This window comes from Cupriavidus sp. 30B13 (assembly GCF_049059565.2).
Lineage (GTDB): Bacteria > Pseudomonadota > Gammaproteobacteria > Burkholderiales > Burkholderiaceae > Cupriavidus.
Genome location: NZ_CP188224.1, coordinates 971,992 through 986,618, shown reverse-complemented (window position 1 = coordinate 986,618; position 14,627 = coordinate 971,992). Strand labels below are relative to the sequence as shown.

Annotated in this window: 13 protein-coding genes and 1 pseudogene; 7 read left to right on the top strand and 7 right to left on the bottom strand. The window is 59.3% G+C overall.

Annotated features, from left to right (window positions below; translation table 11 throughout):
* Positions 1–5: 5 nt before the first annotated feature.
* The 3 genes and pseudogenes from ACKI2N_RS23715 to ACKI2N_RS23705 form a co-directional block, all read right to left on the bottom strand.
* Complete coding sequence (locus tag ACKI2N_RS23715) at positions 6–665, bottom strand: nucleotidyl transferase AbiEii/AbiGii toxin family protein (RefSeq protein ID WP_420998550.1); 660 nt, start codon at positions 663–665, stop codon at positions 6–8.
* Entirely contained in the window at positions 662–1,165 is a 504-nt protein-coding gene (locus tag ACKI2N_RS23710; protein WP_420998549.1) for a helix-turn-helix domain-containing protein, read from the bottom strand. Before ACKI2N_RS23710 ends, ACKI2N_RS23715 begins: the two co-directional genes overlap by 4 nt.
* A gap of 269 nt (positions 1,166–1,434) precedes the next feature.
* A pseudogene (locus ACKI2N_RS23705) lies at positions 1,435–1,653 on the bottom strand (IS30 family transposase); the annotation flags it as partial.
* A 378-nt stretch (positions 1,654–2,031) separates the two neighbouring features.
* Here ACKI2N_RS23705 and ACKI2N_RS23700 point away from each other — a divergent pair.
* Genes ACKI2N_RS23700 through ACKI2N_RS23690 form a run of 3 tightly spaced genes read left to right on the top strand, consistent with a single transcriptional unit; the run spans position 2,032 to position 5,469 of the window.
* Positions 2,032–2,958 (top strand): hypothetical protein, encoded by a 927-nt coding sequence (locus tag ACKI2N_RS23700; protein ID WP_420998548.1) that lies wholly within the window; start codon positions 2,032–2,034, stop codon positions 2,956–2,958.
* Positions 2,951–3,421, top strand: coding sequence for a hypothetical protein (locus ACKI2N_RS23695; protein ID WP_420998547.1), 471 nt, complete (start codon positions 2,951–2,953; stop codon positions 3,419–3,421). The genes ACKI2N_RS23700 and ACKI2N_RS23695 overlap by 8 nt, the downstream gene beginning before the upstream one ends.
* Positions 3,418–5,469, top strand: coding sequence for an AAA family ATPase (locus ACKI2N_RS23690; protein WP_420998546.1), 2,052 nt, complete (start codon positions 3,418–3,420; stop codon positions 5,467–5,469). The genes ACKI2N_RS23695 and ACKI2N_RS23690 overlap by 4 nt, the downstream gene beginning before the upstream one ends.
* Positions 5,470–5,546: 77 nt before the next feature.
* Here ACKI2N_RS23690 and ACKI2N_RS23685 read toward each other — a convergent pair whose 3' ends face one another.
* Both ACKI2N_RS23685 and ACKI2N_RS23680 read right to left on the bottom strand, forming a co-directional pair.
* Positions 5,547–5,891, bottom strand: coding sequence for a DCL family protein (locus ACKI2N_RS23685; protein WP_420998544.1), 345 nt, complete (start codon positions 5,889–5,891; stop codon positions 5,547–5,549).
* Positions 5,892–6,243: 352 nt separating this feature from the next.
* Positions 6,244–6,642, bottom strand: a complete 399-nt coding sequence (locus tag ACKI2N_RS23680; RefSeq protein ID WP_420998543.1) for a hypothetical protein — start codon at positions 6,640–6,642, stop codon at positions 6,244–6,246.
* 316 nt (positions 6,643–6,958) lie between these two features.
* Here ACKI2N_RS23680 and ACKI2N_RS23675 point away from each other — a divergent pair, with 316 nt between their 5' ends.
* Positions 6,959–7,387, top strand: coding sequence for a hypothetical protein (locus tag ACKI2N_RS23675; RefSeq protein ID WP_420998542.1), 429 nt, complete (start codon positions 6,959–6,961; stop codon positions 7,385–7,387).
* 222 nt (positions 7,388–7,609) lie between these two features.
* On the opposite strand, the gene ACKI2N_RS23670 is transcribed toward ACKI2N_RS23675, so the two are convergent.
* Positions 7,610–8,095 carry a MerR family transcriptional regulator gene (locus ACKI2N_RS23670; protein ID WP_420998540.1) on the bottom strand — a complete coding sequence of 162 codons (486 nt, stop codon included), beginning with the start codon at positions 8,093–8,095 and terminating at the stop codon, positions 7,610–7,612.
* A gap of 82 nt (positions 8,096–8,177) precedes the next feature.
* Between ACKI2N_RS23670 and ACKI2N_RS23665 the strand changes: the two genes are divergently transcribed.
* Positions 8,178–9,473 (top strand): NADH:flavin oxidoreductase/NADH oxidase family protein, encoded by a 1,296-nt coding sequence (locus ACKI2N_RS23665; RefSeq protein WP_426990939.1) that lies wholly within the window; start codon positions 8,178–8,180, stop codon positions 9,471–9,473.
* Between the two features lie 45 nt (positions 9,474–9,518).
* On the opposite strand, the gene ACKI2N_RS23660 is transcribed toward ACKI2N_RS23665, so the two are convergent.
* The gene (locus ACKI2N_RS23660) at positions 9,519–10,013 is read right to left on the bottom strand and encodes a hypothetical protein (RefSeq protein WP_420993183.1); all 495 of its coding nucleotides are present in this window, start codon (positions 10,011–10,013) and stop codon (positions 9,519–9,521) included.
* Positions 10,014–10,275: 262 nt separating this feature from the next.
* Between ACKI2N_RS23660 and ACKI2N_RS23655 the strand changes: the two genes are divergently transcribed.
* Complete coding sequence (locus ACKI2N_RS23655; protein WP_420993182.1) at positions 10,276–11,955, top strand: ABC-F family ATP-binding cassette domain-containing protein; 1,680 nt, start codon at positions 10,276–10,278, stop codon at positions 11,953–11,955.
* Positions 11,956–12,338: 383 nt separating this feature from the next.
* Positions 12,339–14,543 carry an OsmC domain/YcaO domain-containing protein gene (locus tag ACKI2N_RS23650; protein ID WP_420993181.1) on the top strand — a complete coding sequence of 735 codons (2,205 nt, stop codon included), beginning with the start codon at positions 12,339–12,341 and terminating at the stop codon, positions 14,541–14,543.
* Positions 14,544–14,627: the final 84 nt, after the last annotated feature.

Sequence of the window (14,627 nt, the reverse complement as noted above, 5' to 3'; positions counted from 1 at the left end):
TCCACCTAACGCATCCCGCCAAGCCCCAACAGAAAATCACCTGCCAGTTCCACACACGAATCAAAACTCAATTGAAACCCTAGCCGCCGGATGCTGTTGAACTGCTCCCGCATGATCGGCACGCCAGCCCTTACTTGCTCGACAAAAGCCCGCGCATGCCGACCCAGATACGGCGCGGCGGCACTCAACGCTTGTGGCTCCCGCTCGATCACCATAGCCAGATCGAACAAGTCCCGCGCCGTCGCACGGTCGCCCCGATGGTAGAGCTTCTTGGCCACGATTTCCGCCGCGGTCTCGACCTTGACAGGCTGTCCCATGATTTCCCAGACCTCGAAGGGGTTTTCGGTGAGGTTCTGAGCGGCGACGATATCGATCTCGCCCGCATCGAGGACCAGCTTGACAAAGTTTGCTTGCTCCAGATAGTCGGCCGAAATCGCTTCTGCCACATCGCTTAGACGGGGCGTCACATAGCCAATATATTGCGGGTCTGGCACAAACAGATCGATATCGCGGGACAGCCGATGGTCATAGCGAAGCATCAGAACGGTGCCACCGCCAAATGTCCAGAACGGCTCGATCCCACCATACTTACGCACCTCATCCATCAAGGTAAAGGCATGCGGAAACAGGCTTTCCCAGCTGTCGCCTCTCAGTTTCACCTTCATGCCCACAGACCTCCGCGCGTGGCCGTCAACGCCTGTGCCAACTTGCGCAAGTTCTTCCAGATCTCAGATGGTTTGCGCTGCTGCCTGGTGGCGACTTCCGCCACGACCTTGGTAACTAGCTGGAGCGGGGCTTCGTCGAGGACCTGGGCGAGATGCGGACGGAAGGCCGGCGGCACCTGGCCAGTGACCAACGCCTGCTCAAGTTCCTCGGGCGTCAGTTCTCCGACATAGCTGACACTGGCCCCTTTCGCGGCCATCCACAGCGCCCTGGTTGGCCTTCCCTCGGCTTGCCGTTTGGATTCCGGATCGCCCACCTCTAGCGACAAGCCAAGCACATCCAGCAGCCGTTCCAGGGTATCGAGCGTGGCATTGACGTGACCCTGCTCTATCCCATTGAGTGACTGACGCGATACATTAGCCATCTCCGCCAGTTGTCGCTGCGTGAGGCCCAAAGCGATCCGCTTGCTCTGGACGGCTGCGCCGAGCGTTGCTGCGTTCATTTTGCCCTCCGATTTTGTCAAGTATAGACGACAAAATCGGCCGACCTATGACCTATGCTTTCTGGGCCGCAGCATATCCCTGCGCCGTCTCGGACGTCGCCGCATATCATTTCAGCCAACCAAAGCGAAAGCGAGTTTGATGATTGCCCCGATGAGGCCGCCATGCCCGCCCTAACCGATATGACCGCCAACGGCCATTCTCGGCCATACGCCCTTGCACCGTCGGATGGCAGATTTGGCCTGCGGATTCAACCGGTCAATGCAACAGATTAAGGGAATCGTTCAGCCTGTGTATCGAAGTCCAGTGTCTTGCGTGGGCGCTCGTTGAGGCTCCGGGCCACGGCGTTCAGTTTTGCTTGGGAATAGACAGAGAGATCGTCGTCTTTGGGGAAATACTGTCTCAGTAGGCCATTCATGTTCTCGCTCGAGCCACGCTGCTAGGCATTGCGAGGATCACAGAAGTAGACCTGTATGTCCGTAGCCACAGAAAGTCATCAGATCTGTAGTTTTGTACAGTATTCGGCATGACGAGATCCGCCCTCGCACGAACTGTGTGCTGCCCGGTTTAGCAATCTCACGCAGTTCGATCATCGATAAGCAAGCCACGCAGTTCCAGGAGCACCAAATGTACTGCCTTTACAAGTAACTAAATGTAATGAACAATACGCCGATAGCAAACACCGCAGGGTTAAAAAGCGTAGCACCTGGAGCGGTGAAACAATTGGGGAGCGTCGCTTGCGCATTAGACTGCACGCCTTGTTAGGCATTCACCGAAACCGAAATGCAGGTACACCGCTTCGCTTGAGGCGGGAGATAGCCGACTTCTCGTTTCGGGACGGAAAGTAAGCGCGAACAAAGCCGACGCCGTGTTCAACACCCCTTATGGCCCCTTCGACGGTGATAGCTGGGAACGTCTCTGCCAGCAAGTATTCAAGAAAAAATTTCTCGGCGATGGGTATCAACACATTCCAGCCACGCCAGGTGACTTCGGACTGGAAGGCTTTACCACGACCACAGGTTGTGGCTTCCAGTGCTACTGCCCAGACAAGCTCTACCCGGACAAAGAACTTCACGAAAAGCAGCGCGACAAGATCACCGAAGACCTCAAGAAGCTTCGGACCTACCAAGAGGACCTGAAGAAGCTGCTAGGCAACACGAAGCTGCGACGCTGGTACTTGGTGACGCCCACCATCGCCCGCAATGAGTTGCTCAAGCATGCTCGTACGAAGGAAGCCGAAGTCAGGGCTTGGGATCTCTCGATCTTGACACCAGACTTCGAAGTGCTGGTCCACGACGGTGACCACTACGCCGCTGAGATTCAGGAACTACAGTTCGCGCTGGGCAAGGCGCTGGATTTCGGTGGCCTACCTACGACCCTACCCCCGCTCGGCAGTAGCCCCGAGGAGTACGAAGAGAATGTGTTGCGCAAGACAAAGGCGAGACTCGAAGGTCGTGTGGCCGCGGACAAGCTGGCTGCGAAGGTCGCGGGGCTGCATCAGCAGACGCTTCGAGAGTTTCTTGACCATGACGCGCACTTCAAGCGCATCAATGACCAGGCTCCGGCCGTTCACTCGCGCCTGGTGAGGCTCATCAATGGATACGAAGCCCATGTCGTAGAGACATGTTCGACGTGGGAAGACTCGCCACAACAACTCACAGAGAAGATTCGCGACGGCTTGACCAGACGCATCGCGAAAGACCTCGCCCCGCACATCGACGAGACGGAAGCTGCCCACATAGCGCGGCTCATGGTCTCGAGGTGGATTGCCGTTTGTGAACTCGACTATGGATGAGTTCAACGTTCAGCGGCGTCGCCTTCGCTTTGAACGCAGGCCCTCGCCCGTCTTGGTTGAGCACCGCCCTCTATACAAGATTTGCCAGCTTCTCCTTGTCCTCCACATCTCGTCACGAGGCGGCAAGTCCTCGCTGCCGAGACTGCATTTATTCAACTGGGCGCTGAAGCGTACCGACCGGATACAGAAGCTGGTCGAAGCGGCAAAGGCGAAGGTGCTGCACGTCACCGCATGGGGATTCGATCCGGCGCTTGCCATCGCGATTCGCTACGCCATAGCCGATGGCCTGCTGCGACCGACGTCTACCGGCTACCAAATTGCCGAAAAGGGTCGGTCATTCATCGACACGGTTCTTAAGGACGCTGGTGCCTTTCCAAGTGAGCGAGTCTTCCTGAAGGAGATTGGGAAGGACATTACAGAGAACATGGTCGAAGCCGTTGCGAAGGGATGGGAGTCAGCATGATTATCAGAGCCATCAAGCTAAGAATCGAGACAGTCAAGGGCGACTTTGGCTTCAAATTCGAGTTCGGCCATGGGTTGACTGTCATTCGCGGCAGCAACTCAAGTGGGAAGAGCACCCTTTTCAATTGCCTGCTGTATGGCCTCGGGATGGAAGAGCTGATTGGGGGCAAAGGGGAGAAGGTTTTGCCCTACGCCGTCAAAGAATACTTCCTACAAGGCGAGGTTCGCGTCGCGGTCGAGGCATCAGAAGTGTTCATCGAGATCGAGAATGAAAGTGGCAGAAGCGTCACGCTCCGACGAGCCATCCGCGATGCCATTCGCAGCCCCAAGCTAGTCGAAGTGTTCGAAGGAGCCCACCTAACGACGGGAGGCGAGCTTGGTACACCATGGCCGACCTATCTCTTCGACGCGGGGAGTGCTCAGAAACAGAAAGGCTTCTTCCAGTTCCTTGAGAACTTCATGGGCTATCGCCTTCCCCAGGTTGCAACGACGTCTGGCGGGATGACCAAGCTCTATCTACAGACTATCTTCGCAGCACTCGCGGTGGAGCAGAAGCGGGGCTGGACCGACTACATCGCCAACATTCCTTTCTTTGGGATACGGGATGCACGTATTCGAGTCACCGAGTTCTTGCTTGCGCTAGGCGTTTTTGATCGACAAGCAAAACGTGCCCAGTTGGATGCAGAATCCTTGGCCATTGACTCGGATTGGCGGAAAATCTATGACACATTGCGTCAGGCTGCTCTAACCAACGGCGTCATTGTCGAGGGGCTTCCAGCGACTGCGACCTCGGTGCTTAACGTGGCGACGGTTCTCTTCGTGAAATCGGACGGCAAGTCTCAAACATCGCTTATTGAGTATATCCGCCAGATGCGGGCGGAGCATGCGACGTTGGGTGACAAAGCGGAGGCCTATGGGAGAGCATCCGGCGCGGAAGCTCTTCAAGAGCTTGAGTCAACGACAGCGGAGCTTCAGCGCCTAAGCGTTCTGCATGAGCGCGCTACAGCCAACCTCACGCTGCAAAAGGCGTCGCTGGAAGAGTTGCGCCATCTTCTCGCAGAAGCAAACGAAGACCTAGACCGCAACAAAACTGCGCTCAAGCTACGCATGCTTGGGGCGCAGATGGAGGTTGAAATTGCGACTGATCACTGCCCGACCTGCCATCAGTCGGTCGACGATACGCTGCTATTCGGTATCGTTTCGGGTCCACAAATGGACCTGAATACCAACATCGAATACCTAGAAAGTCAGCGCCGAATGCTGCGGAGTCAGATCAACGGAACACTAGAAGAAATTCGGCAGTCTGAGATCGCGGTAGCTGATGTGGCGAATCGTCTAGCAGCAACGCATGACTATCGAAACTCCTTGCGCGGCGATGTCAGCACCGGTGCCGTGGAGTCCAAAGCCATCGTGCGCCGACAAATCCAAATTGAACTGGAGCTATCAAATCTCCAGGCGTTTGAAGCCCAGTCTGCAATCCTGCTAGGAACTCTCGGCGAGATCGCCGAGCGAGTAGTGGCAAACCAAGCCGAAAGAAAGGGCCTTCCCAAAGAAACCTATGGCGCTGATGACCTCTCCAGAATTTCGCTGTTCGAGAAGAACTTCCGTAGCAACGCGAGTTCATTCGGGTACGAGAGCGCTGAGATCGCCGACATCCGGATTAGTCTCGATACTCTTACCCCTATCCTCTCGGAGCTTGAGCTGCGGGAAATCCGGTCCAAGGTCCAAACCAGCCTCACTGCGGATTCGAGCGCTAGCGACTTCGTTCGCCTAATCTGGAGCTATCTCCTCGCGCTGCACCAAACGTCTTCTACGTGGGGGTTCGAAGGCCACCACCCGGGGATGCTTCTCATGGATGAACCCGGTCAGCACTCCATGCGTTCCAGTAGCCAGCATGCCCTGCTACAGTTGCTGAGCGGAGAAAGCCGCCTGCAGTCGATTGTCGCCGCTTCGTTCGACGAGAACGAGTCTGTTTTTCTCGAAGCGACGGCAGGCCTTAAATTCAAGCTCATCCGCTGGGATGGCAAACTAGTTCAACCCCTATCCTAACGACTTTGGGGCAGAGTTGACACGGCGCATCCCTTCGCCGCCCGAGTTGCAGAGCCGATGGACGAGGTTTTACTACTTCACCAGCCTCGAGCACCTGCGACGTCGAGCGCACGACGGGTACTGAAGTCAATGCTCGACCCGTCAGTGCGAACGACAAAGAAGCACGACGTGCGCCCTGGATGATCGCGATCCGGCCGACGCTCGAAATGCCCAACTCCTGAACCCGTTTTTGTCGGCCCACCTGCCGGAACCACCGCATCGTAAACCTTCAGCAGTGCGGATAGATCATCGTGGTCGGTTGCATCTAGCACGCGATCCCCGTCGGCGTAGCGCGCAAGAATGGCTTTGAAGTGCTCAACAGCATCGCCCTTCTTTAACCACTGGCGGCCATTTGGTAAGCTAATTGGAACAGGTCTTCCCATGGTACCCCCTACTATGATGTGACCCCCAAGAGCCGCATCGTAGCAATATATAGCCGTCAATACCAACTGACGACAGGCGTTCGCTTCCAACCTCGCCAGTGGTCCGCTTTGGGTCGACTACAGCCCGTCGCCGCTGGGTTCACCAGCCGCCCTGGGCAATCGGGCACTTACCGGCCATCTGCGAACATTGGCGAGCGACTTCGCGTAAACGTTGTGGCGGCCGATATGGCTCAGCGACGGAACTCCGACTGCGACCGTGTTCGTGACATTTACGATTGAAGCGACCGCCCATCACCCTAAACGTACAGGCTCAGTACCCGGCTGCGGTTGGAAGCAGTCATGCTTCGCGTGCTCAGTCCCTGCAGTAGCCTTCGCCCGCCCGGACCGTCAAACAGTTCTTCTTGTCGGCGAGCCATTTCATTCCGGTCTCGGCACCGTCGGTGGCGCGAATGACCTCCCTGGTCCCGTCGCGGTCGAATTCGATTCCGCCATCGGCATACCTGCCCTCGAACTTGCGCGGACCATCGAGATTCTGCACGGTGACATCGTACTTACCATGGCCACTGGCCAGCTCGAGGAACGTGCCTTCCGGTCCGGTCCACTTGCCGAGCCATTCATCAGTGCGCGGTGCGCTGGCGGTAGCTGGCGTGTTTTCCGCATTCTTCTGAGAGGACGAATTGCGATCCGAGCATCCGGCCATGGATACGATGGCGACCAGCAATGCGGCGAGGAAGATAAGGGGTGTCTTCATCAGTCGACTGACATGGGAATACATATGCGGATTTTCGCACGGCTGTCGAACAGGCTCTGTCCGCGCCCCTCTGATTGCCCGCCGTGCGGCCATGGATCAGTCAAATCGCCATTTCTTGTAGGAGTCGGGATCGACGCGTCGACGGTAGCGTGATTCGCCATACCTTCTGCCACGAGGGACTTTCGCTTACTTCTTGCCGGTTAGCCGGCGAGTACTGTATATTTATACAGTACTCGCCGCACCCCGGATAAGTTGGCTCCTGAAGTCAAGCTCGTGCGGTGCCCGTGCTTTCTCTCCCCTACTTCGAAAGGCAATCATGTTCGTGGACCGCACCGAAATCATCAACGCCGCCAAGGCACTGCGCGCCAGCCAGGAAGAATCCAGGTACAGCAAGCTCGTCGCGCTGGCGAATAAGCAACTCAAGGCAATGCAAACGGCAATTCAGAGGGGCAAGGAAGAATTCGAGACCAGACTGGTACTCGACATCAGCGAAGACAATCCGCAAGCGGCGCTGGAACCGCGGGCGCATCGGCTAGCCGACGACCTCAGATCGCAGGGCTACACCGCAACGGTAACGACGTTTGCCGAGGTCAGCACCGACCGCAAGAACTGGACGCCGAATATCACGGTCGCCATCGGTCTGGGCGACATGGTTTCCGAAGTCGACAATGCGATAGCGAAAGGCACGGCGACCAACGAGACGGAAGTCGCGCTGGCTGGCGAAGCTGCCAATGAAATGGTCTGACAGCAGGCGGGCGATCCGGGATAGGGCCCGGCATCACGGGTTCGTGCAGATGGAAGCGCTGCCCTTCAAGCGGCCAGCATGCGAGCCGGCCAGTGCCAGCAAGCTGGCTCACAATGCGGCAGGAGACGAGGCGATTCCGGCACTGGCCAGTTGACCACCCCACGGCCAGCACCACCAGGCGCCGGCAGCATGATCAGGCGTGGCGAACAGGTTCCCAGCCGGCTAGCGGGCCTGGCCCGATCGACGCCCGCCGGCCTCGCCTGGCAGCTTGACTTCGCTGACCGCCATGGCCGCCCCCTCTTTTTCTTTACCCAGCACGCGCGACAGTACCCGGCGTGCATTGGCGGCACAGTCCATGTCGCCGGGCGTTGCCTCGATGTCTTGAATGAGGGCGACCAGCTGGGCTTTGCTTTGGGCAAGTCTCGCTTCGAGCGCTTCGATATCGCCCACTTTCCGGCGCAGCGCCCCGATCAAGGCCTCGTGCTCCCAGTGTTGCAGATCAGCCGGCAGTAGCGTACGGATTTCATCCAGGCTGAAACCGGCTTTCTGCGCGGTCGTGATCAGTTCCAGGGCCAGTACCGCCTCGGGCGGGTAAGTCCGGTACCCATTCGGCCGTCGATCCACTGTCTTCAATAAGCCAGCATGCTCGTAGAAGCGAATGCGCGAACTGGTCAGCCCGGTGCGCTTCGCTAACTCCCCGATATTCAAGTCGGATCTCCTCAAGACTCACTTGACCTTCAACTTAACTTGAAGGTTATGGTGTGTCAAATCCTCGTGATTGGAGATTTCCGTGTCCCTTTTTTCCCGACTGACGCTGCCCTGCGGCGCCATGATCCCGAACCGCATCGCCAAGGCTGCGATGGAAGAGAACATGGCCGACGACGACCATGCGCCCTCGGCCGGACTGCTGCGGCTCTACCAAGCCTGGGCCGAGGGCGAAGCGGGACTGATCATCACCGGTAATGTGATGGTCGACGCCCGCGCCATGACCGGCCCCGGCGGCGTGGTGCTGGAGGATGACTGCCACCTCGACCGCTTCCGGGCCTGGTCCCACGCCGCACGCTCGCGCGGCGCCGGGGTGTGGATGCAGATCAACCATCCCGGCCGGCAGATGCCGGCCGCGCTCGGCCAGGAGACGCTGGCGCCGTCGGCCATCGCGCTGGACCTCGGCAGGCAGTCCAGCCGGTTCCGCATGCCGCGCGAGATGACGGAGCACGACATCGCACAGGTCGAGCGCCGCTTCGTGGCCACCGCGCGCCTGGCGGAGCGCGCGGGATTCACCGGTGTGGAAATCCATGCCGCGCATGGTTATCTGCTGAGCCAGTTCCTGTCGCCCCTGTCGAACCGCAGGCGCGACCGCTGGGGCGGCTCCCTAGAGAACCGCGCGCGCCTGCTGCTTGACATCGTGCGTGGCGTGCGCGCTGCCGTCGCGCCCGGTTTCGCCGTCGCCGTCAAGCTCAACTCCGCCGATTTCCAGCGCGGCGGCTTCTCGCCCGAGGATGCGCGAGCCGTGGTCGAGATGCTCGCTCCGCTCGGCGTCGATCTGGTCGAGCTTTCCGGCGGCAGCTACGAAGCACCGGCGATGATGGGCCCTGGCCGGGACGAGCACACCTTGGCGCGCGAAGCGTACTTCCTCGAATTCGCCCGCGAAATCGCCACGGTGGCGCAGATGCCCCTCATGGTCACCGGCGGCATCCGGCGGCGCGAGGTAGCGCAGAAAGTGATCGACAGCGGCATCGCCATGGCGGGAATCGGTACCGCGCTCGCGATCGAACCGGGCCTGCCCCGCAATTGGCGGCTCGGCCGGCCGGATGTCCCCACGCTCAAGCCGATCACCTGGCAAAACAAGCCGCTCGCCGCCACCGCGCACATGGCGACCGTCAAATACCAACTGACCCGCCTCAGCCGCCAACGGCGCACGGCTCCCGGTGTTTCGCCGGTCTGGGCGCTGATCGTCTCGCAAGCGGACGCCGGGCGCCGTGCCCGCCGCTATCGCCGCTGGATGGAAAGACGGGCCGCCGGGGCCGGGCATGAAGAATTGACCATGCCAAGGAAGACGGATCGGCATCTGGATGCCGGACCTTGAGGTCAAGTCAGTTGGCGAATATGCCTTCGGCAGAATGCCGCCCTGTTACTGCGCCGGCGGCTGCCCCGAGGAAAGTATCGTCTTCAGTTTTGTGCCGCCAATGGATTCGCAACCGGAAGGCTTCGGATCGGTCCACTGGACTGCGACGCCACGGACGACAGGCCGAACCATACGCCACGGCCAGAAGCCAAATCGCTGTGATCCGGTGTACTGGACAATTGCGTCTGCTCCGCGCAATTGGGCGTACTCCGCCATTTTCGGGAGAATGTCCTGCACGCTGCCGTAGGTTCCCTTGCCGATCTTGATGTTCTTGACGATCTTGTATTTCTGACTAGCCGGAGGGAGGTGCGCGAAGAAGCAGAATTCACCGAGGTCGCTGTGAAGATCGTTCGTCGGGGCTTCGCCGTCTTTGGAGATATCCACTTCCGCGTCGGCGCTGGCATCCGAAGCCGGCTCCGCCGAATATGCGCTATTTCCGGCTACGCCGATAGCGAACAATGACGCGATCAACGCAACTGCGAATTGCCGTGCAGGGTTCATGGGGCGATCTCGACGATTGGCGTCGGGTGGTGTCTTGTAGTGGGAGACGAGATAGTAACTAATTGTAAGCCCGACGACCAACGGATCGTTGTAAGTTCACCCGGGTCGCGCGCGGTGGCGGCAATCCCAGGTCATGGCGGCAGCCGGTCGCTGACCTGCTCGCTGGTTACTGCGACCGGCCGGCGGGCGCAGCGGCTCAGAAAAGAGACGGCCCTGCACGTCCGGTCGGCTATGATGCCAATCCTCTCCGAAGTGGCTCCTTATGATTTCCGTCCGTCATGTCACGCTGCGCCGCGGCGTTAATGTTGTACTCGACCGCGCATCCGTCACCTTCACGCCCGGCGAAAAGATTGGCCTCGTCGGCCGCAATGGCGCTGGCAAGTCGTCCTTCTTTGGCCTTCTCAACGGCACGCTGCACGAAGACAGCGGCGAGTTCTCGATTCCCGCCGCGTGGAAGATGGGCCAGGTCGCGCAGGAGATGCCGGAGACCCAGCAGAGCGCGACCGACTTCGTAGTCGAGGGTGACACCGTGCTGCTGGCCGCGCAGGCCGAAGTAGCCGCCGCCGAGGCCGGCGACGACGGCATGCGCATGGCGCACGCCTACATGAACCTGCACGACGCCGGTGCGCACGATGCCCCCGCACGTGCCCAGGCGCTGATCCTGGGCCTTGGCTTCAGTGCCGCGCAGCTTAGCCAGCCGGTCAATAGTTTCTCCGGCGGCTGGCGCATGCGACTGCAACTGGCGCGCGCGCTCATGTGCCCGTCCGACCTGCTGCTGCTCGACGAACCGACCAATCACCTCGACCTCGACGCGCTGGTCTGGCTGGAAGCCTGGCTCAAGCGCTATCAAGGAACCCTGGTGGTGATCAGCCACGACCGCGAATTCCTCGACGCGGTGACGCAGGTGACGGTGCACGTCGACAACGCCAAGCTCGTGCGTTATGGCGGCAACTACAGCAAGTTCGAAGACATGCGCGCCGAGCAGATCTTGTTGCAGCAGGCCGCGATGGCCAGGCAGGCGGACAAGATCGCCCACCTCCAGAAATTCATCGACCGCTTCAAGGCCAAGGCCTCGAAGGCAAAGCAGGCGCAGAGCCGGGTCAAGGCGCTCGAACGCATGGAGAAGATCGCACCGGTGCTTGCCGACGCAGAGTTCAACTTCGAGTTCAAGGAGCCGCTCAACGTCCCGAACCCGCTGTTGTCGATGCTGGACGCGAGCTTCGGCTACCCGGCGCCGACCGGCGCACTGCCGGGCACGCCGCCCACGGTCATCGTGCGGGGCATCAGCCGTTCCGTGCTGGCCGGGCAGCGCATCGGCATTCTCGGTGCCAACGGGCAGGGCAAGTCCACGCTGGTGAAGACGGTGGCACACGCGCTGGCGCCGATTGCCGGCGAAATCAGCGAAGGCAAAGGCCTGAACATCGGCTACTTCGCACAGCAGGAACTCGACGTGCTGCGCCCGCTCGACACGCCGATGGAACACATGATCCGCCTTGCCAAGGACACGCCGGCCCACCTGCGCGCCCCTGGCCAGAGTGGAACCGAACAATCGCTTCGCACCTTCCTCGGCACCTTCAACTTCAGTGGCGACATGGTCCACCAGGCGGTGGGCACCATGAGCGGTGGCGAAAAGGCGCGGCTCGTGTTGTGCATGATCGTGTGGCAGCGCCCCAACCTGCTGCTGCTCGACGAGCCGACCAACCACCTCGACCTGGCCACACGCGAAGCGCTGGCCATGGCGCTCAACGAATTCGAGGGCACGGTGATGCTGGTCAGTCATGACCGGGCCCTGCTGCGCGCCGTATGTGACGAGTTCTGGCTGGTCACCAAGGGCGGCGTCGAGCCCTTCGACGGCGATCTGGACGATTACCAGCAGTTCCTGCGCGACGAAGCCCGCCGCATGCGCGAGCAGGCTGCCGCAGAGCAGAAGGTCATCGCCTGAGATGCCCCCGGCGGGCAGCGGGCGTTGCATGGGAGACGACGCGCGGACGTTCGCCAAGGATTTCGGCGATCATGCGGACAAGCGCGCTCCAGCGCGGGAATCGGCCTGAAGGGACATTCGCCTTGTGGCGAAAAGCGTTTCAGGCGTTTCAATCGTTCCAATCGTTTCAACCGCGATCTGAACGTCGTTCCAAACCCGATCCGGGCGGCAAGGCGAACATCGCAGTCACCGGGGACATCGCGGAGGACCCGAGCGCGGTGGTGTCACGGCAAAGGGCCGGCTTCACCATCACATTCCGTCCCCACGACGAATAAGGCACCTCCAGCACGGCGCCGGACAGTAGCGGTCACATCATTTTTAGCACCATTTTTTGGAATTCCCCCATGGAAATCAAGGTCAACTTTCTCGACAAGCTACGTCTTGAAGCCAAGTTCGATGACTTCACGGTAGTAGCCGACCAGCCTATCCGCTATAAGGGCGACGGCTCCGCACCGGGTCCGTTCGATTATTTTCTGGCCTCGTCGGCCTTGTGCGCGGCTTACTTTGTTAAGTTGTACTGCGTAACCCGCAACATTCCAACCGACAACATCCGCCTGTCGCAGAATAATATTATCGACCCGGAAAACCGCTATCAGCAGATTTTCAAGATTCAAGTCGAGCTGCCGACGGATATTTCCGCCAAGGACCGCCAGGGCATCTTGCGTTCCATCGATCGCTGTACGGTAAAAAAAGTGGTGCAAACCGGACCCGAGTTCGTGATCGAAGAAGTAGAGAACTTGGATGCCGATGCCCAGTCGTTGCTGATGTTGAAGCCGGCAGCGGACGCCAGCACCTATATTGCGGGCAAGGATCTGCCATTGGAGCAAACCATCGCCAATATGTCGGGCATTTTGGCGGGCCTGGGGATGAAGATAGAAATCGCTTCATGGCGCAATATCGTTCCCAATGTCTGGTCGCTGCATATCCGTGACGCGCACTCGCCAATGTGCTTTACCAATGGCAAGGGAGCGACCAAGGAAAGCGCGCTGGCGTCGGCGCTGGGGGAATTTATCGAGCGCCTGAATTGCAATCATTTTTATGCCGGTACGTTTTGGGGCGAAGACTTCGCCAATGCGGCATTTTTACATTACCCGAACGAGCGCTGGTTCAAGCCTGGACCTAAAGATGCGCTGCCGGCTGAAATTCTCGATGAATACTGCCTGCCCATCTACAATCCCGATGGCGAGTTACGTGGCTCGCACCTGTACGAAACCAACTCGGGAAATGTGCAGCGCGGCATCTGTTCGCTCCCGTATGTACGGCAGTCGGATGGCGAAGTGGTGTATTTCCCCTCCAATCTGGTCGAAAACCTCTACGCCAGCAATGGCATGAGTGCCGGCAATACGCTGGCCGAAGCGCAGGTGCAATGCTTGTCGGAGATTTTCGAACGGGCGGTAAAGCGCGAAATCCTGGAAGGCGAAATGGCGCTGCCCGATGTGCCCCACGACGTGCTGGCGAAATACCCTGGCATTCTGGCTGGCATTCAGGGGCTGGAAGAGCAAGGCTTTCCGATATTGGTGAAGGACGCTTCGTTGGGCGGAATTTATCCGGTGATGTGCGTCACCTTGATGAACCCGCGAACTGGCGGTGTCTTTGCTTCGTTCGGCGCGCATCCCAGCTTCGAAGTGGCGCTGGAACGGAGCCTGACAGAATTGCTGCAGGGTCGCAGTTTTGAAGGCCTGAACGATTTGCCGCAGCCCACCTTTGTCACTAACGCCGTGACTGAGCCCAACAATTTCGTTGAACACTTCATTGATTCCAGCGGCGTGGTGTCGTGGCGCTTTTTCAGTGCCAAGGCGAGTTTCGATTTTGTCGAGTGGGATTTTTCCGCCCGGGGCGAGAACTCCAATGCCGAGGAAGCAGCGACCTTGCTCGGCATTCTTGAGGACATGGGCAAAGAGGTGTACATGGCGGTGTATGACCAGCTTGGCGCCGTTGCTTGCCGGATTTTGGTTCCGGGCTATTCGGAAGTTTATCCTGTAGAAGATTTGATCTGGGATAACACCAACAAGGCACTGTCGTTCCGCGCAGATATCCTGAACCTGCATTGCCTGGACGACACAAGCCTGGAGGCTCTGCTTGAGCGTCTGGACAACAGTGAGCTGGATGAGTACGCCGACATCGCCACGCTGATCGGCATCGAATTTGACGAGAATACGGATTGGGGGCAGTTGACAGTGTTGGAGCTGAAGCTGCTCATTCATCTCGCCTTGCAGCAATTTGAGGCGGCGCACGAACTGGTGGGCGCCTTCCTGCAGTACAACGACAACACGGTCGAGCGCGGACTGTTTTACCAGGCCTTGAATGTGGTGCTGGAGGTGCTGTTGGATGACGACCTGAACCTGGACGACTACGCGGTCAACTTCCGCCGGATGTATGGCGATGCGCGGATGGACGCGGTGCTGGGTTCAGTGGACGGCAGCGTGCGTTTCTTTGGTTTGACGCCAACCAGCATGAAATTGGAGGGCCTCGACAGGCATCACCGCCTGATTGACAGCTACAGAAAATTGCATTCGGCACGGGCAAACGGGGCGGCTACCGCCGGTTAAAGCCAAGGCCCTCCGTTCTGCGGCGCGCGGATGCCGCCGGAAATGCAATACCCGGCGGGAGCGCGCGGCCAGCAAGCGGGTAGC

Coding starts and splice junctions, on each gene's coding strand:
- ACKI2N_RS23715 (WP_420998550.1), bottom strand. CDS start 665: ATGAAGGTGAAACTGAGAGGCGACAGCTGGGAAAGCCTGTTTCCGCAT.
- ACKI2N_RS23710 (WP_420998549.1), bottom strand. CDS start 1,165: ATGAACGCAGCAACGCTCGGCGCAGCCGTCCAGAGCAAGCGGATCGCT.
- ACKI2N_RS23695 (WP_420998547.1), top strand. CDS start 2,951: ATGGATGAGTTCAACGTTCAGCGGCGTCGCCTTCGCTTTGAACGCAGG.
- ACKI2N_RS23690 (WP_420998546.1), top strand. CDS start 3,418: ATGATTATCAGAGCCATCAAGCTAAGAATCGAGACAGTCAAGGGCGAC.
- ACKI2N_RS23685 (WP_420998544.1), bottom strand. CDS start 5,891: ATGGGAAGACCTGTTCCAATTAGCTTACCAAATGGCCGCCAGTGGTTA.
- ACKI2N_RS23680 (WP_420998543.1), bottom strand. CDS start 6,642: ATGAAGACACCCCTTATCTTCCTCGCCGCATTGCTGGTCGCCATCGTA.
- ACKI2N_RS23675 (WP_420998542.1), top strand. CDS start 6,959: ATGTTCGTGGACCGCACCGAAATCATCAACGCCGCCAAGGCACTGCGC.
- ACKI2N_RS23660 (WP_420993183.1), bottom strand. CDS start 10,013: ATGAACCCTGCACGGCAATTCGCAGTTGCGTTGATCGCGTCATTGTTC.
- ACKI2N_RS23655 (WP_420993182.1), top strand. CDS start 10,276: ATGATTTCCGTCCGTCATGTCACGCTGCGCCGCGGCGTTAATGTTGTA.
- ACKI2N_RS23650 (WP_420993181.1), top strand. CDS start 12,339: ATGGAAATCAAGGTCAACTTTCTCGACAAGCTACGTCTTGAAGCCAAG.